We start from the raw sequence: 24,294 nt of genomic DNA, 5'->3' as shown, positions 1-24,294 counted from the left end.
GCGTCCGTAGCTCAGTTGGTTAGAGCACCACCTTGACATGGTGGGGGTCGGTGGTTCGAGTCCACTCGGACGCACCATATTGCTAATTTATCTCTCCCCCTATCGCGTTATACTTCCCGTTGTTTCGTCTCTGCTCGACCGCTCGATTTCTCATGTCGATTGCGCCGAACTACCGCCATCCACCATCAGGAACGCCACATGACCACCTTTACCGCCAAAACCGCCTTTTTACCGCTCGACAATGGCCTTGCCCGCCGTGAAGGGGTGATGAGCGACGGTTCGCCGGCGGCGGAAGTGCGTTTCGAGGCCGGCGCCTTTGGCCAACTGCAAAAGCCCCCGCATGCGCTGCAAACCCGGGTGATATCGGGTGAATTCGAGTTCACCCTCGGCGGCGATACGCGGACAGTACGGGCCGGCGAGAGCCTGATCCTGCCGGCCAACGTCGCCAGCGGCTGCTTCTGCCTGAGCGCCGGCGTGCTGCTGGAAATCCCGCAAACGCGCTAAGCCGTATTTACAGCAAGGTTATTTGCGCAACAAGCTGTACGCAACGCGTTGCATTTGCGCCACATTTGCCCCCGTTTTGACATATCCGCCACACCGCTGCGGTTTTTTATTTTGTTTCCCGCCGCTTAGCCTTTATAATGCGCAACGTCTATCAGTTGAATGGTTTCAGCCCTTGATCTGCGAAAACGCAATAACAACACGATTTCATCTCACCCCGTTGCGCAGCATCTCCGCGCCCCCGCGCGGGCTGAATTTTTCCGCCCCACTTCAACTGTCGTCACCTATCCTTAACTATGTTTTTCACCACCAGGCACGGCTCAAATTCCCTATCGGCGTAAATAGCGCCGGTCAAATTCGTTTTTTTATCCATCACAACTTGTAGAAAACTCCGCCATGAAAAAGACCAAAATTGTTTGTACCATCGGTCCAAAAACCGAATCGGAAGAAATGCTGACCAACCTGCTCAATGCGGGCATGAACGTGATGCGTCTCAACTTCTCTCACGGCGACTATGAAGAGCACGGCAACCGCATCAAGAACATGCGCGCCGTGATGGCGAAAACCGGTATCAACGCCGGCATCCTGCTGGATACCAAAGGCCCGGAAATTCGCACCATGAAATTGGAAGGCGGTAAAGACGCCTCGCTGGTCGCCGGCCAAACCTTCACCTTCACCACCGACCAGAGTGTGATCGGCAACAGCGATCGCGTAGCGGTCACCTACGCCGGCTTCGCCGCCGACCTGAAGATCGGTAACACCGTGCTGGTTGACGACGGCCTGATCGGCATGGAAGTCACCAACGTGACCGAGAACGAAGTCGTTTGTAAGGTGCTGAACAACGGCGATCTGGGCGAGAACAAAGGCGTCAACCTGCCGGGCGTGTCCATCCAGCTGCCTGCGCTGGCCGAAAAAGACAAACGCGACCTGATCTTCGGCTGCGAGCAAGGCGTCGACTTCGTGGCGGCGTCCTTCATCCGTAAACGTTCCGACGTGCTGGAGATCCGCGAGCACCTGAAAGCGCACGGCGGCGAGCAGATCCAGATCATCTCCAAGATCGAGAACCAGGAAGGCCTGAACAACTTCGACGAAATCCTCGAAGCGTCCGACGGCATCATGGTTGCCCGCGGCGATCTGGGCGTGGAGATCCCGGTCGAAGAAGTGATCTTCGCCCAGAAGATGATGATCGAAAAATGCAACCGTGCGCGTAAAGTGGTGATCACCGCCACCCAGATGCTCGATTCCATGATCAAAAACCCGCGCCCTACCCGTGCGGAAGCCGGCGACGTTGCCAACGCCATCCTGGACGGCACCGATGCTGTCATGCTGTCCGGCGAGAGCGCCAAGGGCAAATATCCGCTGGAAGCGGTCAACATCATGGCGACCATCTGCGAGCGCACCGATCGCGTGATGCCAAGCCGCATCGACTCCCTGAACGATCGCCGCAAGCTGCGCATCACCGAAGCGGTGTGCCGCGGCGCGGTTGAAACCGCCGAGAAACTGGACGCGCCGCTGATCGTCGTCGCCACCAGCGGCGGCAAGTCAGCGAAATCCGTGCGTAAATACTTCCCGAACGCGGTGATCCTGGCGCTGACCACCAATGAGACTACCGCGCATCAGCTGGTGCTGAGCAAGGGCGTCATCCCGCAGATGGTCAAGGAAATCGCTTCTACCGACGACTTCTACCGCATCGGTAAAGAAGCCGCGCTGGCCAGCGGCCTGGCGCAAAAAGGCGACGTCGTGGTGATGGTTTCCGGCGCGCTGGTGCCGAGCGGCACCACCAACACTGCCTCGGTACACGTGCTGTAATATAAAACGTGACATAATTGCCTTGATCAAAACGCCGCTTTGCGGCGTTTTTTTTATCAGCAGTAACCTATTTTTCTCAAAACGCAACCGCGGACCGCTCATTATTTAGCTAATAAAGAATCGGAGTAGTCCCATGGAAGCCGGCTGTTTTCCCTCGTTTTTTTAACTAATTTGTAAAACCAGATGCAAGTTTGAGCGAACGATCAAAATAAAGCACCTCAACACTAAAAAATTATTCTCTTTCGAAAAAAGTTTGTGTAATACTTGTAACGCTACATGGAGATTAACTCAATCTAGAGGGTGTTATAATGAATCGTACTAAACTGGTACTGGGCGCGGTAATCCTGGGTTCCACTCTGCTGGCTGGCTGCTCTAGCAACGCTAAAATCGATCAACTGTCTTCTGACGTTCAGACTCTGAACGCTAAAGTTGATCAGCTGAGCAACGACGTGAACGCAATGCGTTCTGACGTTCAAGCTGCTAAAGACGACGCAGCACGCGCTAACCAGCGTCTGGACAACCAAGCTCACGCTTACAAAAAGTAAGATAGCTTTGGTTATTGAAAACGGCGCACATTGTGCGCCGTTTTTTTTCGCCTGTATCCTGGACTGATTTTTCCTGCATAGCGGGCAAAAAAAGAGGTTCAGCACGCTGAACCCCTCTTCGACCGCTCAATCTTGCAAACTTAGTTCACCGAACTGATTGGCGCTGCCTTGAATGGGCTCTTATTCGCCGCAGGCGCCGCTGCAGGCGTTAAACTCACCTCAGACGGACTCTCTCCTACGTTGACCAGCACCGGCATGCCAGAACGGCGTACAACCGCGCTATCGAACACGGCGCGATCGGTCTGACCATCCGCAGCAAAGGCTTTCTCCGCTTTAGACAACGCGATCGGCATGGTCTGCGGATCGTCGCTTTCTACCCGCGACAGCGGCTGGTGCACTTCCACATAGCGTTTGCCGTCCGGCTCAACCGAAATCTTCACCGGATCGTTGATCACCTGCACCCGTGTACCACGCGGCACCTGATTGAACAGCGCTTCGATGTCCGTCGGACGCAGGCGAATGCAGCCGGAGCTGACACGCATGCCGATACCGAAGTTGGCGTTGGTGCCGTGGATCAGGTATTCACCGCGCCCCATCGCCAGACGCAGGGCGAACAGCCCCATCGGGTTCTCAGGCCCGGCCGGCACCACTGCAGGCAGCGTCACGCCCTGGGACTGATAGCGCTTGCGGATGTTGGCGGTGGGCGTCCAGGTCGGGTTAGGGATCTTCTGGCTGATGGAGGTCACTTCCAGCGGCGTGTGCATCCCGGTCTGGCCGATGCCGATCGGATAGACGATCACTTTGTTCTCGCCTTTCGGGTAGTAGTAAAGACGCAGCTCGGCCAGATTGACGATAATCCCTTCACGCTTAGTGTCAGGCAGCAGCATTTGGGTCGGAATGGTCAGCACCGTGCCTGGCTTGGGCAGGAACGGGTCGGTGCCAGGGTTGGCTTCCAGCATGCCCAGCAGGCCAATCTTGTAGTCGGCGGCGATCGCCTCCAGCGGACGGCCGTCGTTTGGCACGGTATAAGTGGTGTTTTCACCGATCAGACGGCTGTCTGGCGGCGGCAGCGGGTACTCGGTCGCACTGGCGGCCTGCGTGCCGGCCAGTACGGTGGCGAAGACCATGCCCATTAAACTCAACGCACGTTTCATTATCATCCCTATATTTTTTATGACGGTTCGCCCCCAAGGCTAACGAGCGCCCGACGGTGGGTAAATCAGACAATACCTGATTAATACTAGCAATGCTGGCATCAAAGGCAATAAGTTCTCTAAAAATCAACACGTTATAACGTAATCGCCGTCGTTGATTGTCAACGAAACGTCAATAGGTAAGCTGCTGAAATATCACTGAATTGGGGGATGGTTCCTGGGGAAAACAACGGATTGTAAAGACTCATTGACAAAGCGAATATATCAATGAGCCTTGAGGAGAAAGGCGTTAAGGATCAGGCCAGCTGCGCCGCTTTACTGCGAATGGCACGGATCATCGCCTCCAGCCCCTGCGAGCGTGAAGGCGTCAGATGTTGGCTGAGCGCCAGTTCGCCGAAAAACGGCCGCACATCGAGATCGACGATCTGTTGTGGCGTTAATTGACGATAAAGAATAAACACCACCGCCAGCAACCCTTTGACGATCGCCGCATCGCTGTCGCCGTGAAACTCGACCTGCCCCTGCTCATCGAGACGCATCACGATCCACACCTGGCTCTGACAGCCGGAAATCAGGTTGCCGGCCTGCCGCTCGGCCTCGTCCAGCGGCGGCAACTTGGCGCCAAGTTCAATCACGTACAGGTATTTCTCCTCCCAGTTCAGACAGCGGGAGAAATTACGCACCAATTTATCTTTGTCCGGCAAATTCGCCATGGGGATCCTTTTGTACCGCCGGGGACGCGCCCCGGCCTAACCTAATAGCTGATGAATGCGTTGCAGCCCGGCCACCAGCCGGTCCACCTCTTCGCGGGTATTATATAACGCCAGCGAAGCGCGGCACATGCTCGGCACCTGATAAAACGCCATCAGTGGCATGGCGCAGTGATGGCCGGTGCGAATGGCGATGCCATACTGATCGAGGAAGCTGCCGACGTCATAGGCGTGGTGTTCTCCCAAATTAAAGGCGATCACCCCGGCCCGATGTGCCGGACCATAGATTTTCAGCGTCGGCACCTGCTTGAGCGCCTCGAGCGCGTAGTGCATCAGCGACTGTTCATAATCGTGGATCGCATTCAGACCCAGGGCTTCGACGTAATCGAACGCCGCCCCCAGCCCCATGATGCCGGCGGTGTTCGGCGAACCCGCCTCGAAGCGCCACGGCGGATCGGCGAAGGTGGTGCCCGCCGTCAGGCTGACCTGGCGGATCATCGAGCCGCCCCCTTCCCACGGTGGCATCTGCTGCAGCAGCGCCTGGCGGCCATACAGCATGCCGATACCGGAAGGGCCGTACAGCTTGTGGCCGGAAAACACGTAAAAATCGCAGTCCAGCGCCTGAACATCGACGCGCTGGTGCATCACCGCCTGCGCGCCGTCCACCAGCACCGTCAGATCCGGCGCCAGGGCTCTGGCGCGGGCGATGATGTCGCGCACCGGGTTGACGGTGCCCAGCACATTGGAGACCTCGGTCAGCGCCAGCAGTTTGCAGGACGCGTCGACCAGCTCCGGCAACCGCGCCAGATTCAGCGTGCCGTCGGGCTGCAGCGGCCAAACCCGCAGCTGCAACCCACGCTCCTGCGCCAGCATCTGCCAGGGCACGATGTTGGCGTGGTGTTCCATCTCGGTGATGAGAATCGCATCGCCCGGCTGCAGCAGGTGGCGGCCAAAGCTGTTGGCCACCAGGTTGATGCCTTCGGTGGTGCCCTTGACGAACACCATCTCTTCCGCCGAGGCGGCGTTGATAAAGCGCGCCGCCTGTTCCCGCACCGCTTCCATCTGCTGAGTCGCCTCGGCGCTCAAGGTGTGAATGCCGCGATGCACCGCGGCATAGCCGTGGCGATAGAAATCCAGCTCGCGGTCGATCACCACCTGCGGTTTCTGCGCGCTGGCGGCGCTGTCGAGATAGGCCAGCGGTTGGCCGTTCACCTCACGCGCCAGCAGCGGGAAATCGCCGCGCACGCGTTCAATCGGATAACTCATGCAGCCTCCCCCGGCAGGCGCTGGGCGATGCGTGCCAGCACCCGCTCCCGGATGATGTCGTTGGCGATGCCTTCGGTCAGCTCGGCGGCGAAGGCGAAGATGATCATCTGCTGTGCCGCGTGCTTGTCGATACCGCGCGACTGCAGATAGAACAGCTGCTCTTCATCGATGCGCCCTACGGTGGCGCCGTGGCTGCACTTGACGTCATCGGCGTAGATCTCCAGCTGCGGCTTGGTGTCCACTTCCGCCACCTTACCCAACAGCAGGTTATGGTTGGTCATCTGGCCGTCGGTTTTAATCGCGTGCTTGGCCACTTTGATCATGCCGTTGAACACCGCCTTGCCGCGATCGCTGACCACGGTTTTATGCAGCTGGCGGCTTTCGCAATAGCCCTTGTTGTGCTCCAGATAGGTACGGGTATCGCAGATCTCTTTGCCCACCGGCAGCACCAGGCTGTTGATCACCAGGTTCGCGCCTTCGCCGTTCAGCTGCGCGCTGGTGTTATGCCGCGTCAAGCCGGCGCCCAGCAGGAAGCTGTCGCTTTTCACCCGCGCGTCGCGGCCAATGACCAAATCGTTATGGGCAAAGTGGTAGCTTGGCTGGCTCTCAAACGCCAGCTTGCAATGCAACAGTCCGGCGTTGTCCGCCACGTTGGCGGTCAGGCGTGCACCGGTGAAGTGCGCGGCCTCGCCCAGGCTGACATAGTGTTCGATCACTTCCGCCTCGGCCCCGCGCCCAATCTCCAGATGATGGCGGTGATGCACGGTGTTCACTTCCCCGCTGGCGCCGCGTCCGCTGCTGATATGCAGCAGGTACAGCGGACGAGCCGGGGCCTTGTCGGCCGGCAGGCGAATCAGGCTGGTTTCCTGCGCCAGGCTTTCGGTCAGGTGCAGGAAAATTTCCGGTTGGATCGCCTCCGGCAGCGCCTGTGGCGTGCCGTAGGCGGTCAACTCGAACTGGTAATCACCCAGATCGTCATCGCTCAGCGCGGCGCTGTAGCGGCCGTCGATAAACACCAGCCGGCAGGCATCGATGCCGAGCGCCAGCGCCTCGAGCTGCTCTGCGCTCACCAATGCGGGCTGCGGCTCGAGGAACTGCTGCTCCAGCAGGCTCTCCAGCGGCGTGTATTTCCAGTTTTCATGCTTGCGCGTCGGCCAGCCGAGGCGCAGCGCCTGCTGCCAGTGCGCCAGCGCATGCGGCGAACGCTCGCCACCGCGGCCTTCGAACAGGCGATACAGCTGCTGCAGCGCGTTTGAATTACTGTTGGTCGGTAAGCCAGCCATAGCCCTGCTCCTCCAACTGTTTCACCAGCGAGAAATCGCCGGATTTGACGATGCGCCCCTGGGACAGCACGTGTACGTAATCCGGCTGGATGTAGTCCAGAATGCGCTGATAGTGAGTCACGATGATAAAAGCGCGCTTGCCGTCCCGCAGCGAGTTGACGCCGTTGGCGACGATCTTGAGCGCATCGATGTCCAGACCGGAGTCGGTTTCATCGAGAATGCACAGATCCGGCTCCAGCGCCGCCATCTGCAGAATGTCGTTGCGCTTTTTCTCGCCGCCGGAGAAACCGACGTTGACCGAACGGGTCAACAGATCGGCCGGCATGTCCAGCAGCGCAATTTTCTCTTCGATGAAATCGGCGAAGTCAAAACGATCCAGCGGCTCCTGCTCGCGGTATTTGCGCACCGCGTTGACCGAGGTCTGCAGGAAGAAGTGGTTGCTGACGCCGGGGATCTCCACCGGGTACTGGAAGGCCAGAAACACGCCCTCGCCGGCGCGATCTTCCGGATCAAGCTCCAGCAGGTCCTTGCCCTTGAAAGTGACTTCCCCTTCGGTCACTTCGTACTCTTCACGCCCGGCCAGCGTGGCGGACAGCGTGCTCTTGCCCGAGCCGTTCGGCCCCATGATGGCATGCACTTCGCCCGGTTTGATCTCCAGATCCAATCCCTTGAGGATCTCGTTGCCTTCCACGCTGACTTTCAAATTCTTGATGCTTAACATGCTGTGTCCTCAGATAGCGCCGACGGCGCTAAAAATGCGGCGATTAACCCACGCTGTGTTCCAGGCTGATGGCCAGAAGTTTCTGCGCCTCGACGGCGAACTCCAGCGGCAGCTCGGAGAAAACGTCCTTGCAGAAACCGTTGACGATCATCGAAATGGCGTCATCCTCGCTGATGCCGCGCTGCAGGCAGTAGAACAGCTGGTCGTCGCCGATCTTCGAGGTGGTGGCTTCGTGCTCCAGCTGAGCGCTGTTGTTGCGCGCTTCAACGTAAGGGAACGTGTGGGCACCGCTGTCCGGCCCGATCAGCATCGAGTCGCACTGGGTAAAGTTACGGGCGTTTTCCGCCCCCGGCAGGATTTTCACCAGGCCGCGATAGGTGTTCTCGCTGTGGCCGGCGGAAATGCCTTTGGCGATGATGGTCGACTTGGTGTTTTTGCCGATGTGGATCATCTTGGTGCCGGTGTCCGCCTGCTGATGGCCGCTGGTCAGCGCCACCGAGAAGAATTCGCCGATCGAGTTGTCGCCCTGCAGGATCACGCTCGGGTATTTCCAGGTGATGGCCGAGCCGGTTTCCGACTGGGTCCAGGACATTTTCGAGCCGGCGCCTTCGCACAGCGCGCGCTTGGTGACGAAGTTGAGGATACCGCCCTTGCTCTCACCGCCGGAGAACCAGTTCTGCACCGTCGAGTATTTCACTTCGGCGTCTTTATGCAGGATCACTTCCACCACCGCCGCGTGCAGCTGATAGCTGTCGCGCACCGGGGCAGAACAGCCTTCGATATAGCTGACATAGCTGCCTTCGTCGGCGATCAGGATGGTGCGCTCGAACTGGCCGGTTTTGGCGGCGTTGATACGGAAATAGGTCGACAGCTCCATCGGGCAGCGCACGCCTTTCGGCACATAGACGAAGGTGCCGTCAGAGGCCACCGCGGCGTTCAGCGCAGCGAAGAAGTTATCGTTGGACGGCACTACGCGCCCCAGGTACTGACGCACCAGATCCGGGTATTCCTGAATCGCTTCGCCGAACGAGCAGAAGATCACCCCGCTCTCCGCCAGTTTTTCACGGTAAGTGGTAGCGACCGATACTGAGTCGAAGATGGCGTCCACCGCCACTTCGCTGCCCTCGCGCACCGGCACGCCGAGCTGATTGAACGCCAGCTCCACTTCGCTGGTCAGGTAATCTTTTTCCGTCGCCGCGCCCGGTTGCTGCTCGGCGCCGGGTTGCGAACCACAGGCATCGTCGCAGCTGCCGCAGGACGGCGCCGAATAGTAACTGTAGTCCTGGTAGTTAAGGCGTTCGTAATTGGCCTTCAGCCAGTGCGGCTCTTCCATCTGCAGCCAGGCGCGGTAGGCCTCGAGGCGGAATTCCAGCATCCACTCAGGTTCGTTGCGCTTGGCCGAGATGGCGCGCACCACCTCTTCGTTGATGCCTTTGGCCAACTCATCGGTTGCCAGCTGGGTGAAGAAACCTTCTTTGTAGCGACCTTCGCTGACCCAAGCCTGCACTTCATTAGGCATTTCTACATTGCTTCGTGTCATGTTGATTGCATCGCTCAAACGCCAAAGCTCTCGCCGCACCCGCAGGCATGCTGAGCTTTAGGGTTGTTGAATTTGAATATCTGATTCAGCCCTTCGCGGACGTAATCTACCGTGGTGCCATCGATGAACGGCATGGCCTTCAGCGGCACATAGAGTTTGGCGCCGTCGCGCTCAAACAGCAGATCGTCATCGGCGGGTTCGCGGGTCAGATCCAGCACATAGGCAAAGCCGGCGCAGCCGGATTGTTTCACCCCTAGCTGCAGCCCTTTCACCTGCGGATCCTGCTGCATCAGTTTCGTTATTTGTCGTACGGCGCTGTCGCTGAGCGAAATGCCTTGCCAGACATTTTCATCCAGAGAAAAAGTGCCGACATTTTCCGTTTGCATAGGGTCTACCTCACACTCGTGTTTGGCCACAGCCAATCTGGGTTGCTTATATGTTAGTGATAACGATTATCACTTCAACCGTTTGTTTTGCGGGGGTATCCACCGCGAGCGCGGTTTTTCGCTGCGGCGTGCGGCAAGCCAGCGGGACATCCGTGGTGGCTTGCGGCATCTGGCGGCAAGGTGTGCATGCTATCCCTATGAATTTGTTCTTTATCCTGCATCACCGTACCGCACTCCCCGGTGGCCCGTCAGCGTTACAGTGCCGCGGTACACTGCCGATCTAAACATTCATAGAAAATACCTATTTCTGCATTCTGTCTGTCGTAAATGTGCGTTTATCGGCATTTCGTGGCGCGGCACCAGCGCGCGCCCCTCAGGTTAAAGTTTAGTCGCTCAGGATTAAATTGGGTCGTCGGCGGCCTTTTACACCCCCGCGATGAAAAAACGCCGCGCCGGGGATTGATCGGCAACGCGGCAATTTATATGATAATGATTATCATTCAATTAGAATTTGAGCGCGAAGCCAATGACTCTTTCGATCAACGCATGGTTGCTGGGCAAGATTGATGACTACAAATTCAGCGTGCGCGACGCCACGGTGGACTTTTATATGGCCGAAGCGGCGCTGCGGCGCCCGGAATGCAATATTGATCATCTGAAGCGGTACAACAGCGTCAGCCTCACCATGGCCAATCTGTGCCTGGAGAACGGCGATGATGACAGCTATCTGCACGCGCTCAGCAAGCTGCACAACCGGCTGATCGTCGAGATCAACAATCCGCAGCGCTGCCAGCTGTTTCGGGTGCAAAGCTACCACTTCGCCCGCCACACGCTGACGCTGATCTGCCAAAAATATGCGATGGAAGGCACCTGGGAGAAGGCAAACGCGTTTCAGAAGGACTTCGTCAAACGCGTGCCGTTTCAGCTGTAAAACGAAGCGCTCCGCAGGCCGATCGCCTGCGGAAACCGGCGGGGATCAGTCGATGACCGCCGTGGTCAGACGCGAGGTGCAGCACAGCCGATCGCGCGCGTCGAAGATCTCGATTTGCCACACCTGATGGCGACGGCCGACGTGCAGTGCGCGACATACCCCGCGCACCTGGCCATCGAACACCGCGCGCAGGTGGTTGGCGTTGATCTCCAGCCCCACCACTTTCTGCTCGCCCTCACTGCACAGGTAACCGGCCATCGATCCCATCGATTCCGCCAGCACCACCGACGCCCCGCCGTGCAACAGCCCGAACGGCTGGCGGGTACGGCCATCGACCGGCATGGTAGCCTCGAGGAAATCCTCGCCCAATTGGGTAAACTCGATGCCCACATGGCTGACCATGCAGCCGTCGCCGGCGCGGTTCAGCTGCTCCAGCGATGTTTCACGTTTCCACAATTTCACTCAATCATCTCCAGAAGTGCCTGTAATGGGTGGCGCACGCCATTGCCCTCGATGCGTTTCACCTGACTGCGGCAGGAATAACCGGTCGCCAGGCAGCGCTGCCGCGGCAAACGCTGTAGCGTCGGGTGCCATGATAGCTCATAAATGCCGAGCGAGTTTTGCAGGTTCTTGGCTTCATGGCCGTAAGTCCCCGCCATGCCGCAGCAGCCGACGCTGACATTCTCCAGTTTGGCGCCGAAACGGGCGAAGATCGCCGCCCACTGTTGGCCGCTGGCCGGCAGCGCGGTGGTTTCGGTGCAGTGACCGAACAGATACCAGGGCTCGCCGGTCGCCGGCTGTTCGGCGCGATCCGCGATCCGCTGCTGCAACCATTCATGCACCAGCTGCACCTGGAAATCGCCGCGCTCGGCGCCGAGGATCTCGCGGTATTCGTCGCGATAGCACAGCACCAGCGCCGGATCGACACCCACCAGCGGCATGCCGAGCTGCGCCACGCGGTTGAGGAAATCGGCGGTTTTGCGCGCGGTGCGGGCGAACCGCGTCAGGAAGCCCTTCACATGCTGCGCCTTGCCGTTCGGCGAGAACGGCAGCAGCACCGGTTTATAGCCGAGCTTTTCCACCAGCCGAACGAAATCCGCCACCACTTTGGCGTCGTAATAGCTGGTGAACGGATCCTGAACAATCAGCACGTGTTCTTCGCGTTGCTCGGCGTTCAACCCTTCCAACTGTTCCAGCGTCAGCGTGGTCGCACGGTGGCCGGACAGCTGCTGACGCAGCGTCGGGCTGGACAACAGCGGCAGATCGACCATGCCGACGGCGTTGCGGCTCATCTCCCGCAGCCACGGCTGGCGGAAGAAGAAGTTGAACACCTTCGGCGCGCGGGCCATCAATGGGGTATAGCTCTCTACGCCGGCGACCATGTAGTCGCTCACCGGGCGCAGGTAGCGGGTATGGTAAAGCTGCAGGAAGCGCGAACGGAACCCCGGCACGTCAATTTTGATCGGGCACTGGGTGGAACAGGCCTTGCAGGCCAGGCAGCCGGACATCGCCTCTTTCACTTCGTGCGAGAAGTCGTACTCGCCCTTGCCGGCATGCCAGCTGTTGCGGGTTTTCTCGATTAGACCGCGCAAGCTGAGGCGCTGCTGCGGCAGCTGTTTCTCCAGCGCCAACGGATCGACGCCCTGCTCGGCCAACAGACGCAGCCACTCGCGCACCAGCGTCGCCCGCCCTTTCGGCGAATGAATGCGGTTGCCGCTGATCTTCATCGACGGGCACATCGGGCTACGCACGTCGAAGTTGAAGCACAGGCCGTTGCCGTTACACTCCAGCGCGCCGCGGAACGAAGTGCGCACCTCGACCGGGATCTGACGATCGAAGGTGCCGCGTTTGACCGCGTCTACCTCCATCATCGGCGCATCTACCGCCAGTGGCGAACAGATCTTGCCCGGGTTCAAACGGTTATCCGGATCAAACGCCGCCTTGATGCGGCGTAGCTCTTCATACAACGTTTCCCCGAAGAACTCAGGGCTGTACTCGGCACGGAAGCCCTTGCCGTGCTCCCCCCACAACAGACCGCCGTATTTGGCGGTCAGCGCCACCACCCGATCGGAGATCTGCTTCATCAGCACTTCCTGCTGCGGGTCGCACATGTCGAGCGCCGGGCGCACGTGCAACACCCCGGCGTCGACGTGGCCGAACATGCCGTAGCTCAGGTTGTGGTCGTCAAGCAGTTGACGGAATTCGACGATATAGTCCGCCAGGTGTTGCGGCGGCACACAGGTATCCTCGGCAAACGGAATCGGCTTGGCGCGCCCCTTGGCGTTGCCCAGCAGCCCGACCGCCTTCTTGCGCATGTTGTAAATGCGCTCGATGCCAGCCAGATCGCCGCAGATCTGGTACCCGATCACGCCGCCCTGCCGCTGCGCGATCAGTTCATCCAGCCGTTGGCACAGAGCCTCCATCTGGCCGTCGATCAGCGCCCGATCGTCGCCGGCGAACTCGACGATGTTCAGCCCGAGCATTTCTTTATCCGGCACGTCGGCGATCAGTTCGTTCACCGAGTGCCAAACAATGTCTTCACGCGCCAGATTCAGCACCTTGGAATCGATGGTTTCCACCGACAGCGCCTTGGCCTCGACCATAAAGGGCGCATTGCGCAGCGCCGAGTCGAAGGAGTCGTACTTCACGTTGACCAGGCGGCGCACTTTCGGCAGCGGCGTGATATCCAGCCGCGCCTCGGTGATAAACGCCAGCGTGCCTTCGGCGCCGGTCAGGATGCGCGTCAGATCGAAGGTTTGCAGATCGTCGCTCAGCACGTGGCGCAGATCGTAACCGGTGAGGAAGCGGTTGAGCTTGGGGAATTTCTCGAGGATCAGTGCGCGCTGCTCACGGCAGCGATTGAGCACCGTGCGGTAAATGCGCCCTTCCGCTGTCTCTTCCAGAGCAATCGTTTCCGCCAGCGCCGTCGGCATGGCGCGGGTATCGATCATCTCGCCGCCCAGCAGCACCGCCCGCAGGCCCAACACGTGATCGGAGGTTTTGCCGTATACCAGCGAACCTTGGCCGGAGGCGTCGGTGTTGATCATGCCGCCCAGCGTGGCGCGGTTGCTGGTGGACAGTTCCGGCGAGAAGAAGTAGCCGAACGGCCGCAGGTATTGATTCAGCTGATCCTTGATCACGCCGGCTTCGACTTTCACCCAGCCTTGTTCGACGTTGATCTCCAGAATGCGGTTCATATGGCGCGACATATCGACCACGATGCCGGTATTGAGCGACTGGCCGTTGGTGCCAGTGCCGCCGCCGCGCGGGCTGAAGGTCAGCGTATTGAATCGCTCTTCCCCGGCCAGACGCGCAATCAGCGCCACGTCAGCGGTGGAACGGGGGAACACCACCGCATCGGGCAACAGCTGATAGATACTGTTGTCGGTGGCCATCGTCAGGCGGTCGGCGTAGCTGGTGGCGGTATCGCCGTTGAATCCGTTTTGCTTCAGTGCTTCCAAAAAGTCGAGCACCCGTTGAACGAGGCCGGGCGCCTGAGAAATCTGTGGGATCATTCGCTTTTTTGACCCTGTCCGTCTATTTTTTATGCGCTGATGTACGCTGAATCGGGCCTTTAATTCAGACCCACCCTATTTTTTAGTGACACTAAAAACTAACATACTCGTTTAGTGAAGGCATTCACATTATTACCGCCCTGCGAGCGCCGCCACAGGCGGCCGCCCGGCGGCGATAAACCGACCGACAGGCACCCCGATTCGCCGGTGCCAGGGATTTAATTGACCAGGATGAGAAGCCACTGATGCCACTCCCGCAATCGCGTTACGACTTACCGCGAATTATTTTCGGCGTGCTGTTTATCGCCATCATGATCGTTGCCTGTTTTTGGGTGATCCAACCGTTTATTCTCGGCTTCGCCTGGGCGGGCATGGTGGTGATCGCCACCTGGCCGTTGCTGCTCAAACTGCAAAAGCTGCTGTGGGGCCGTCGCTCGCTGGCGGTGTTGGTCATGACCCTGCTGCTGATCCTGCTGTTCATTCTGCCGATTTCCCTGCTGATCAGCAGCGTGGTGGATAACAGCGCGCCGCTGATCGCCTGGGCCAGTTCACCCGGCAAGCTGCACATTCCCGATCTCGCCTGGCTGCAGTCCGTGCCGATGATCGGCGACAGGCTCTATACCAGCTACCACACATTGGTTAACGCCGGCGGCGCTGCGCTGCTGGCGAAGGTACAGCCGTACTTCGGTCAAACCGCCACCTGGTTCGTGGCGCAGGCGGCGCATATCGGCCGTCTGCTGCTGCACTGCGCGCTGATGCTGCTGTTCAGCGCCTTGTTGTATGCGCGCGGCGAGCAGGTGGCGCTGGGTATCCGTCACTTTGCGGTACGCCTCGGTTCCAAACGCGGCGATGCGGCGGTGCTACTGGGCGGCCAGGCGATCCGCGCCGTCGCGCTGGGCGTGGTGGTGACGGCGCTGGTGCAGTCGGTGCTAGGCGGCATCGGTCTGGCGGTGAGCGGCATACCAGCCGCCACCCTGCTGACGATGCTGATCTTTATCTGCTGCGTGGCACAATTGGGGCCGCTGTTGGTGCTGGTGCCGGCCATCATCTGGCTGTACTGGCACGGCGACACCACCTGGGGCACCGTACTGCTGGTCTGGAGCTGCGTGGTAGCCACGCTGGATAACGTGCTGCGCCCGGTGCTGATCCGCATGGGCGCCGACCTGCCGCTGCTGCTGATCCTGTCCGGCGTTATCGGCGGCTTGCTGGCCTTCGGCATGATCGGCCTGTTCATCGGCCCGGTGGTATTGGCGGTATCTTATCGCCTGCTGACCGCCTGGATGGATGAAGCGCCGGAGCCGACCACCGCGCCGGAGCAAGTCATCGAAGATCTGGAAAAACGCTAATTCCCCCCTTCCGCCCGCATCGTCGGGCGGAACATTTCACTCAGGTCATTATTCCTACCTCATTCGAGTAATATCTCCGCCAAATATAATGCCGCCCTATATTGATTACGGTACAGCGAATGAAAGGTGCAATGTAAATCCCTGTTTGTTGCAAGCGGCAAAAAGAGATAACTCCCACAAATAAAATGTGATGGCGCTATCGATTAGGATGATTCTTAATGACTAGTCGCGTTCAAAAATCTAGTATTATGGCCATCTATTGCTTCAAATTACTGATTTTAAAGCAACCTTTCTGAACAATGTAATGCCATACATGTGAATTGCTGTGTGTAGTCTTTGCCCATCTCCTACGGTGGGCTTTTTTTTATTCTTTTTTCGTCGAATTGATTATTTTACGCGCCGTTATTTACATTCGGAAATAAAAAGGCCGCAGCGTTAACTGCGGCCCTGCGTTAATGCCTCAGCGAGGCCGAGACATTATTTCTTTTTCGACAAATTGATCCAGGTCTGCACCACGGTGTCTGGATTGAGCGACAGGCTATCGATGCCCTGCTCCATCAGCCACTCGGCGAAGTCTTCATGGTCAGACGGGCCCTGGCCGCAGATGCCGACGTATTTGCCGTGGCGTTTGGCCGCCTGAATCGCCATCGACAGCAGCGCTTTCACCGCCTCGTTGCGCTCGTCAAACAGCTCCGACACCACGCCGGAGTCACGATCCAGCCCCAGCGCCAGCTGGGTCATGTCGTTGGAACCGATAGAGAAGCCGTCGAAGTGCTCGAGGAACTGATCCGCCAACAGCGCATTGGACGGGATCTCGCACATCATGATCACTTTCAGCCCGTTTTCACCGCGCTTCAGCCCCTGACGCGCCAGCTCCGCCACCACCGCTTCCGCCTGGGCCACGGTGCGCACGAACGGCACCATGATTTCGACGTTGGTCAGCCCCATTTCGTTACGCACGCGTTTCACCGCCTCGCACTCCAGCGCGAAGCAATCGCGGAAGCTGTCGGCCACGTAACGGCCGGCGCCGCGGAAGCCCAGCATCGGGTTCTCTTCGTGTGGTTCATACTTATCGCCGCCCACCAGGTTGGCGTACTCGTTGGATTTGAAGTCGGACAGGCGCACGATCACACGCTTCGGCCAGAAGGCGGCACCCAGCGTCGCGATCCCTTCTGTCAGGCGGCCAACGTAGAACTCGACCGGGTGGTCGTAACCCTGCATTAACGCGCGAATTTCGTTTTGCAGCGCCGGCGTCTGCTGATCGAACTCCAGCAGCGCGCGCGGGTGCACACCGATCATGCGGTTGATGATAAATTCCAGCCGCGCCAGGCCCACGCCTTCATTTGGCAAACGCGCAAAGTCGAAAGCGCGATCCGGGTTGCCGACGTTCATCATGATCTTCAGCGGCAGATCCGGCAGCTCGGTCACTTCGGAGCTCTGCACGCTGAAATCCAGCATGTCGCTGTAAACGAAGCCGGTGTCGCCTTCCGCGCAGGAGACGGTGACTTTTTGGCCGTCTTTCAGCACATCGGTGGCGTGGCCGCAGCCTACCACCGCCGGGATGCCCAACTCACGGGCGATGATCGCCGCGTGACAGGTGCGCCCGCCGCGGTTGGTGACGATCGCGGCGGCCTTCTTCATGATCGGCTCCCAGTCCGGGTCGGTCATGTCGGTCACCAGCACGTCGCCCGGCAGGATGCGATCCATTTCGCTGATGTCGTGGATCACTTTCACCGGACCGGCGCCGATGCGATGACCGATGGCGCGGCCTTCCACCAGCACCGGGCTAGTGCCATTCAGCTGGTAGCGCTCCATGGTTTGTTCGTTGGAGCGAACGGTTTCCGGACGCGCCTGCACGATCAGCAGCTTGCCGGTATGGCCGTCTTTCGCCCATTCGATATCCATCGGGCGGCCGTAATGCTTTTCGATCAGGATCGCCTGCTGCGCCAGCGCCTGCACTTCGTCATCCGTCAGCGAGAAACGGCTGCGCTGCGCTTCCGGCACGTCTTCGATGCGCACCTGCTTACCGTGATCCTGCGACGGTGCGTACACCATGCGGATCTTTTTCGAGCCCAGGTTGCGGCGCACGATCGCCGGCTTGCCTTTTTGCAGCGTCGGTTTGTGCACGTAGAACTCATCCGGGTTCACCGCGCCCTGCACCACCATTTCACCCAGACCGAAGGCGGAGGTGATGAACACCACCTGATCAAAGCCGGACTCGGTATCGATGGTGAACATCACGCCCGAGGAGGCCAGATCCGAGCGCACCATGCGCTGTACGCCCGCCGACAGCGCCACGCCGCGGTGGTCATAGCCCTGGTGCACGCGATAAGAGATGGCGCGGTCGTTGAACAGCGAGGCGAACACGTGCTTGATCGCCACCATTACGGCGTCGATGCCCTGCACGTTGAGGAAGGTTTCCTGCTGGCCGGCGAAGGACGCGTCCGGCATGTCTTCCGCCGTGGCGGAGGAGCGCACCGCAAAGGAAGCTTCCGGTTCGCCGTCGGCGAGCTGTTGGTAAGCCTGATGAATTTCACGCTCGAACTCGGCGTGGAACGGCGTGTCGATCACCCATTGGCGGATCTGGGCGCCGGCCTTGGCCAGTTGGGCAACGTCGTCAACGTCGGTCTGATCCAGTAGCTGATAGATGCGCTGGTTAACACCGCTTTGTTCGAGGAAATCGTTAAACGCCTGTGCGGTGGTGGCAAAACCGTTCGGCACGGCCACGCCCAAATCGGAAAGATTGGTGATCATTTCACCGAGGGAGGCGTTTTTGCCGCCGACACGGTCAACGTCGTGCATGCCAAGCTGGTTGTACCAAAGCACATTACGCAAGTCTGGGCCATTGTTGGACATCGAGACAATCCTTATTGCTATCAGTAGGGTAAAGACGGATTTAATTCGCTTGCTTTACAGCGCCGCTAACACGGAGCCGAATCAGACTAGCACACTGATCTGGGGAAAATGGAAAGGTGAATCGATCAACCCACTGAAGAAAGTGGTTTTTAAGAGAATGTCCTAACCGGCTGATTTGGCAGGGAACCGTTCCCAATCGCACGAAAAGCTTAGATCTCAACAAATTACGTTCTTTTTAAACTTCTGTTTTAATGACCGCGCAAACGCTACCGTTTTTGGTGAAAATAACGGCAAATTTACGTTTCGGGTCGAAAAACCTCGTTGCGCCACAATTTTTACCGCCGGCAAAACGCGCTTTTCTTCACGCGCCGGCGCAAAGCGCTTTACCGTCCCGCCGTCACAATTTTTTCCCTCCCCCCTTTACCGACGGATCGTCCGCGGCCCATGATATTGACAGTGATGACAGCAGGAACACCGTTTTCAGGTAAGGAGCCTCGGGTGGAAAGAAGCGTTTTTTATATTTCGGATGGTACGGCGATCACCGCCGAAGTGTTGGGGCACGCGGTGCTGTCGCAGTTTCCGGTCACGGCGACCACCTTTACCCTGCCGTTCGTCGAAACCGAGGCGCGCGCGCGCGCAGTTCGCCAGCAAATCGATGATATTTATAATCAAACCGGCGTGCGGCCACTGGTGTTTTACTCCATCATCTCGCCGGAAGTGCGCGATGTGATCGTGCAGAGCCAGGGCTTCTGCCAGGATATCGTGCAGGCGCTGGTCGGCCCGCTGCAGGGCGAGCTGGAAGTGGAACCGACGCCGGTGCCGAACCGCACCCACGGCCTGACCGCCAGCAACCTCGGCAAGTACGACGCGCGCATTGCCGCCATCGACTATACCCTGGCGCATGACGACGGCATTTCGCTGCGCAACCTCGATCAGGCGCAGGTGATCCTGCTCGGCGTGTCGCGCTGCGGCAAAACCCCCACCAGCCTTTATCTGGCGATGCAGTTCGGCATTCGCGCCGCCAACTATCCGTTTATCGCCGACGATATGGATAATTTGCACCTGCCGGCCTCGCTGAAACCGTTTCAGCATAAATTATTCGGCCTGACCATCGATCCGGAACGCCTGGCGGCGATCCGTGAAGAGCGGCGTGAAAACAGCCGTTACGCTTCATTACGCCAGTGCCGCATGGAGATCGCCGAGGTCGAGGCGCTGTTCCGCAAAAATCAGATCCGCTACCTCAATACCACCAATTATTCTGTCGAAGAGATTTCCACCAAAATCCTCGACATCCTCGGTATGAGTCGCCGCATGTTCTGATCATTTTCTCGCGGGGCCGCCGTGCCCCGCCGCCTGCCGTTTATTTCAACAGCAGCTGATTTTTTTGTGCTTTTTTTCGCGGTTTTGATCAACAGAACACAATCTCTACGGTTGAATTCAGCGCTTTTTGCGTTATTGTGATCGCCATCACTTCCCGGCACTCCTGCCGCAGAGAAGAACAGTTTCCAGGGAACAACATGCACAAAACAGATGAACTGCGGACCGCGCGCATCGACAGCCTCGTCACGCCGCAAGCGTTGGCAGACAAGCTGCCGATCTCGGCGGCCGTCGCCGACAACGTGACAGCGTCACGAAAACGCATTGAAAAAATCCTCACCGGTGAAGACCGCCGCCTGCTGGTGGTGATCGGCCCCTGCTCCATCCACGATCTCGACGCCGCCGTCGATTACGCTGGCCGGTTGAACGCCCTGCGCGAACGCTACCAGGATCGTCTGGAAATCGTGATGCGTACCTACTTCGAAAAACCGCGTACCGTCGTCGGCTGGAAAGGCCTGATCTCCGATCCGGCGCTGGACGGCACCTTCCAGGTCAACCGCGGCATCGAAATGGCGCGCCGCCTCCTGCTGGAAGTGAACCAGCTCGGCCTGCCGACCGCCACCGAATTCCTGGACATGGTCGTCGGCCAATACATCGCCGATCTGATCAGCTGGGGCGCCATCGGTGCGCGCACCACCGAAAGCCAGATCCACCGTGAAATGGCCTCGGCGCTCTCCTGCCCGGTCGGCTTCAAAAACGGCACCGACGGCAACACCCGCATCGCCATCGACGCCATTCGCGCGGCGCGCGCCGGGCACATGTTCCTGTCGCCGGACAAACATGGCCAGATGACCATTTACCAGACCAGCGGCAACCCGTACGGCCACATCATCATGCGCGGCGGAAAAACGCCGAACTACCACGCCAGCGACATCGCCGCCGCCTGTGACAGCCTGCGCGAGTTCGATCTGCCTGAACACCTGGTGATCGACTTCAGCCACGGCAACTGCCAGAAAATGCACCGTCGCCAGCTGGAAGTGGCCGACAACGTCTGCCAGCAGATCCGCGCCGGCTCCGCCGCCATCACCGGCGTAATGGCGGAAAGCTTCCTGGTGGAAGGCACGCAGAAAATCGTCGCCGGCCAGCCGCTGACCTATGGCCAGTCGATCACCGATCCTTGCCTGAGCTGGTCCGACAGCGAGCAGCTGCTGGCGATGCTGGCGGATGCGGTTGATAGCCGTTTCTAACCCAGTAGAGGCCGGGGCCACGCCCCCGGCTTTATTCCTTCTGCCCCGCTCATCTATACTGATTGCAACGCTTTAGCGCCCGCCGAAACGCACTGGGAGCCCCGGCATGATTCACTCTCTGTTATCCATCCCCTGCGTCACGCTGCAGGGCGAGCAAAAAACGCTGGGCGATTTCCCGGCGCGCGCTTACCTGGTGGTCAACACCGCCAGCAAGTGCGGCTTCACCCCGCAATACCGTGGGCTGGAAAATTTGTGGCAATACTATCGCGAACGCGGCCTGGTGGTGCTCGGCTTCCCCTGCAACCAGTTTGGTTCTCAGGAGCCGGGCAGTCCGCTGGAGATCGCCAACTTTTGCAGCCTCAACTACGGCGTCAGTTTCCCGCTGTTCAGCAAGATAGACGTTAACGGTCCCGGCGCGCACCCGCTGTTCAATGAGCTGAAACGCCTGGCACCCGGCATTCTGGGCAGCCGCCGCATCAAGTGGAATTTCACCAAATTCCTGCTCACCGCCGACGGCCAGCGCATCACGCGCTTTGCGCCGATCACTAAGCCCGAGCGTTTGTTTGACCGCATCGAAACCCTGCTGAAATAACGCCCCTTTTTTACGGGCCGAGTGCGCTCGGCCCGCCGCCGGATGTCCGTTCGACAAAAAGGTTCCATCGGTAAGAAAATTTTCCTTGATGTAACCTTTCCTTCACATGATAATGATTCTCAGTTTGATATTAATTACCATTTAATGGTCTGTTTTATAAGCACAATGATGATGGATACTGCCAACACGCCTACCCCCGCCGCCGCGGCCCCGACCGAGCACAGCGCAAACGCGCCGCCCAGCTACGACAGCGCACAGCTGCTCGGCACCGACGGCATCGCGTTCATTACCCATCAGGGCCAGCGCTATCAGCTGCGGCAGACCAAAGCCGGGAAATTGATCCTGACCAAATAACCACAGAATCCTCAAACGCCAGCCACCCCGATCTTTTGATCCAGGCAGCCAGCAAATCTATTGATATGTTTTATTACATACGGAGAGTTGCACCATGCCTCTGACATTTTCCACCCGGCTGCGTTTTTCCGCTTTGAGTCTGGCGATTGCCTGCGCTCTGCCTACGGTGGCCTTGGCACAAAACACCAGCACAACATCCTCTTCCAACGCGGCGCCGGCTAAAAAAGCCAAAGCCGCCGACGAGACCATGACGGTGGTCGCCACCGGTAACCAACGCAGCAGCTTTGAAGCGCCGATGATGGTCACGGTCATCGAAGGCAATTCGCCAGAAAGCCAAACTGCAGGCACCGCCGCCGATATGCTGCGCCGCGTGCCGGGCATTACCGTCACGGGTTCCGGGCGCAGCAATGGGCAAGATCTCATGATGCGCGGTTACGACCGACGCGGCGTGCTGACGTTGGTTGACGGCATCCGCCAGGGGACCGATACCGGCCATATTAACGGCACATTTTTGGATCCTGCGTTAGTGAAACGCATTGAAATCGTGCGCGGCCCCTCCGCGTTGCTGTACGGCAGCGGCGCGTTGGGCGGCGTAGTGTCTTATGAGACCGTCGATGCCGCCGATCTGCTGCTGCCGGGCCACGATACCGGGTTCCGCGTCTACGGCACCGCCGGCACCGGCGATCACAGCCTGGGGATGGGCGCCAGCGCCTACGGCAAGACCGATAACCTCGACGGCCTGCTGTCGTTCGGCACTCGCGACGTCGGCGATCTTCGTCAGGGCAACGGCTTCGATGCGCCTAACGACGAAACCATCAGCAACGTGCTGGCCAAAGGCACCTGGAAGATCGACGATAGCCAGTCGCTGAGCGGCAACCTGCGTTACTACAACAACAGCGCCCAGGAGCCGAAAAACCCGCAAACTCCAGCCAGCTCCAGTGGAAACTTAATGACCGATCGTTCGACGATTCAACGCGACGCGGCACTGAGTTACAAACTGAAACCGGCCGGCCAAGATTGGCTGGATGCAGAAGCGAAAGTGTATTATTCAGACGTAAAAATTAACGCTCACGCCAATGGCAGCGAAGATGAAGCACGCAAACAAACCACGAAAGGCGCCAAACTCGAAAACCGAACGCGCCTGTTTGCGGATACTTTCGCCTCTCACCTGCTGACCTACGGCACCGAGGCTTACAAACAGGAACAAACGCCGGGCGGCGCTACCGAAAGTTTCCCGCAAGCAAAAATCAATTTCGCTTCAGGCTGGCTGCAAGATGAAATCACGCTGCGCGATCTGCCTGTCACTCTGCTCGCCGGCACCCGCTATGACAATTACAAGGGCTCAAGCGACGGTTATGCCGATGTGGATGCGGATAAATGGTCCTCTCGCGGTGCGGTCAGCATTACGCCTACCGACTGGTTGATGCTGTTCGGCTCCTATTCTCAGGCGTTCCGCGCGCCGACGATGGGTGAGATGTACAACGACTCCAAACACTTCTCAATTCCAATGGGGCCAACCACCATCACCAACTATTGGGTGCCTAACCCGAATTTGAAACCGGAAACCAACGAAACCCAAGAGTACGGGTTTGGTCTGCGTTTCGATGATTTGATGCTGGCCGATGATAGTCTGCAGTTCAAAGCCAGCTATTTCGATACCAAAGCCAAGGACTACATCACCACCGATGTCACAATGGAACTGGGACGCGGTCCGCGAGGCCCTTATTGCATCAGTTGCACCACATTCTCGACCAATATCGATCGCGCCAAAATCTGGGGATGGGATGCTACGCTCAGCTATAAAACACCGTGGTTCGGCTGGGATTTGGCTTATAACCGCACCCGTGGCAAAAATGAAGCGACCGGTGACTGGTTAAGCAGCATCAATCCAGACACTGTCACCAGCTCGCTGGACGTGCCGCTGGGCGAAACCGGTCTGTCCGCCGGCTGGGTCGCCACCTTCGCCGAACGCGCGACGCGCGTGGAGACCGGCACGGCCGAACAAGCCGGCTATGGCGTCAACGACTTCTATCTGAGCTACAAGGGTCGCGATCGGCTGCAGGGCATGACCACCACCGTGGTGCTGGGCAACGCCTTCGACAAAGAATATTACTCGCCGCAGGGCATCCCGCAGGATGGACGCAACGCCAAACTGCTGGTCAGCTACCAGTGGTAATCATTTGACTATCTGGCGGACAACCCGGTTGTCCGCCGTTCGCAT

The 24,294-nt window shown here is 58.8% G+C and carries 20 protein-coding genes, 1 tRNA gene and 1 other RNA gene; 12 read left to right on the top strand and 10 right to left on the bottom strand.

Annotated features, from left to right (window positions below; all coding sequences use genetic code 11):
- The 4 genes from FOT55_RS10110 to FOT55_RS10095 all read left to right on the top strand — a co-directional run bounded on the left by FOT55_RS10110 (position 1) and on the right by FOT55_RS10095 (position 2,855).
- Positions 1-77, top strand: a tRNA-Val gene (locus FOT55_RS10110).
- 121 nt (positions 78-198) lie between these two features.
- Positions 199-504, top strand: coding sequence for a cupin domain-containing protein (locus FOT55_RS10105; RefSeq protein WP_025302650.1), 306 nt, complete (start codon positions 199-201; stop codon positions 502-504).
- Between the two features lie 393 nt (positions 505-897).
- On the top strand, positions 898-2,310 hold the full coding sequence (pykF, locus tag FOT55_RS10100; RefSeq protein ID WP_025302649.1) for a pyruvate kinase PykF: 1,413 nt from the start codon (positions 898-900) through the stop codon (positions 2,308-2,310).
- Between the two features lie 308 nt (positions 2,311-2,618).
- Positions 2,619-2,855: a major outer membrane lipoprotein gene (locus FOT55_RS10095; protein ID WP_004931354.1), complete on the top strand. Its 237-nt coding sequence runs from the start codon at positions 2,619-2,621 to the stop codon at positions 2,853-2,855.
- Between the two features lie 140 nt (positions 2,856-2,995).
- Here FOT55_RS10095 and FOT55_RS10090 read toward each other — a convergent pair whose 3' ends face one another.
- From FOT55_RS10090 to sufA, 7 genes are all read right to left on the bottom strand, one after another.
- A complete protein-coding gene (locus tag FOT55_RS10090) occupies positions 2,996-4,009 on the bottom strand; it encodes a L,D-transpeptidase family protein (RefSeq protein WP_025302648.1) in 1,014 nt (337 codons plus the stop codon).
- A 296-nt stretch (positions 4,010-4,305) separates the two neighbouring features.
- Positions 4,306-4,722, bottom strand: coding sequence for a cysteine desulfuration protein SufE (gene sufE / locus FOT55_RS10085; protein ID WP_025302647.1), 417 nt, complete (start codon positions 4,720-4,722; stop codon positions 4,306-4,308).
- Positions 4,723-4,758: 36 nt separating this feature from the next.
- Positions 4,759-5,985, bottom strand: a complete 1,227-nt coding sequence (sufS, locus tag FOT55_RS10080) for a cysteine desulfurase SufS (protein ID WP_147823429.1) — start codon at positions 5,983-5,985, stop codon at positions 4,759-4,761.
- Entirely contained in the window at positions 5,982-7,268 is a 1,287-nt protein-coding gene (gene sufD, locus FOT55_RS10075; protein ID WP_049209413.1) for a Fe-S cluster assembly protein SufD, read from the bottom strand. Before sufD ends, sufS begins: the two co-directional genes overlap by 4 nt.
- Entirely contained in the window at positions 7,243-7,989 is a 747-nt protein-coding gene (sufC, locus tag FOT55_RS10070; RefSeq protein WP_016927936.1) for a Fe-S cluster assembly ATPase SufC, read from the bottom strand. Before sufC ends, sufD begins: the two co-directional genes overlap by 26 nt.
- A gap of 43 nt (positions 7,990-8,032) precedes the next feature.
- Positions 8,033-9,529 carry a Fe-S cluster assembly protein SufB gene (gene sufB / locus FOT55_RS10065; RefSeq protein ID WP_025302644.1) on the bottom strand — a complete coding sequence of 499 codons (1,497 nt, stop codon included), beginning with the start codon at positions 9,527-9,529 and terminating at the stop codon, positions 8,033-8,035.
- Between the two features lie 14 nt (positions 9,530-9,543).
- On the bottom strand, positions 9,544-9,915 hold the full coding sequence (gene sufA, locus FOT55_RS10060; protein WP_004931368.1) for a Fe-S cluster assembly scaffold SufA: 372 nt from the start codon (positions 9,913-9,915) through the stop codon (positions 9,544-9,546).
- 526 nt (positions 9,916-10,441) lie between these two features.
- On the opposite strand from sufA, the gene FOT55_RS10055 reads away from it, so the two are divergent.
- The gene (locus FOT55_RS10055) at positions 10,442-10,846 is read left to right on the top strand and encodes a hypothetical protein (RefSeq protein WP_004931369.1); all 405 of its coding nucleotides are present in this window, start codon (positions 10,442-10,444) and stop codon (positions 10,844-10,846) included.
- A 45-nt stretch (positions 10,847-10,891) separates the two neighbouring features.
- Here FOT55_RS10055 and menI read toward each other — a convergent pair whose 3' ends face one another.
- Entirely contained in the window at positions 10,892-11,308 is a 417-nt protein-coding gene (gene menI, locus FOT55_RS10050) for a 1,4-dihydroxy-2-naphthoyl-CoA hydrolase (RefSeq protein ID WP_016927938.1), read from the bottom strand.
- On the bottom strand, positions 11,305-14,361 hold the full coding sequence (gene ydiJ, locus FOT55_RS10045; protein ID WP_049205158.1) for a D-2-hydroxyglutarate dehydrogenase YdiJ: 3,057 nt from the start codon (positions 14,359-14,361) through the stop codon (positions 11,305-11,307). The genes menI and ydiJ overlap by 4 nt, the downstream gene beginning before the upstream one ends.
- A 245-nt stretch (positions 14,362-14,606) precedes the next feature.
- Between ydiJ and ydiK the strand changes: the two genes are divergently transcribed.
- On the top strand, positions 14,607-15,707 hold the full coding sequence (ydiK, locus tag FOT55_RS10040) for an AI-2E family transporter YdiK (RefSeq protein ID WP_025302642.1): 1,101 nt from the start codon (positions 14,607-14,609) through the stop codon (positions 15,705-15,707).
- A gap of 256 nt (positions 15,708-15,963) precedes the next feature.
- Positions 15,964-16,075, top strand: an RNA gene (rprA, locus tag FOT55_RS10035) — antisense sRNA RprA.
- A 109-nt stretch (positions 16,076-16,184) separates the two neighbouring features.
- On the opposite strand, the gene ppsA is transcribed toward rprA, so the two are convergent.
- Positions 16,185-18,563, bottom strand: coding sequence for a phosphoenolpyruvate synthase (ppsA, locus tag FOT55_RS10030; protein ID WP_049209411.1), 2,379 nt, complete (start codon positions 18,561-18,563; stop codon positions 16,185-16,187).
- 459 nt (positions 18,564-19,022) lie between these two features.
- Here ppsA and ppsR point away from each other — a divergent pair, with 459 nt between their 5' ends.
- The 5 genes from ppsR to FOT55_RS10000 all read left to right on the top strand — a co-directional run bounded on the left by ppsR (position 19,023) and on the right by FOT55_RS10000 (position 24,249).
- On the top strand, positions 19,023-19,883 hold the full coding sequence (gene ppsR, locus FOT55_RS10020) for a posphoenolpyruvate synthetase regulatory kinase/phosphorylase PpsR (RefSeq protein ID WP_161781785.1): 861 nt from the start codon (positions 19,023-19,025) through the stop codon (positions 19,881-19,883).
- 197 nt (positions 19,884-20,080) lie between these two features.
- On the top strand, positions 20,081-21,127 hold the full coding sequence (locus FOT55_RS10015; RefSeq protein WP_004931381.1) for a 3-deoxy-7-phosphoheptulonate synthase: 1,047 nt from the start codon (positions 20,081-20,083) through the stop codon (positions 21,125-21,127).
- A gap of 106 nt (positions 21,128-21,233) precedes the next feature.
- Positions 21,234-21,719: a glutathione peroxidase gene (locus FOT55_RS10010; protein ID WP_025302639.1), complete on the top strand. Its 486-nt coding sequence runs from the start codon at positions 21,234-21,236 to the stop codon at positions 21,717-21,719.
- 171 nt (positions 21,720-21,890) lie between these two features.
- Entirely contained in the window at positions 21,891-22,073 is a 183-nt protein-coding gene (gene hemP / locus FOT55_RS10005; RefSeq protein ID WP_043141213.1) for a hemin uptake protein HemP, read from the top strand.
- Positions 22,074-22,167: 94 nt separating this feature from the next.
- On the top strand, positions 22,168-24,249 hold the full coding sequence (locus tag FOT55_RS10000) for a TonB-dependent hemoglobin/transferrin/lactoferrin family receptor (protein WP_060432956.1): 2,082 nt from the start codon (positions 22,168-22,170) through the stop codon (positions 24,247-24,249).
- Positions 24,250-24,294: the final 45 nt, after the last annotated feature.

The organism is Serratia bockelmannii, from assembly GCF_008011855.1.
Lineage (GTDB): Bacteria > Pseudomonadota > Gammaproteobacteria > Enterobacterales > Enterobacteriaceae > Serratia > Serratia bockelmannii.
This window is presented reverse-complemented; position numbering and strand designations above follow the sequence as displayed.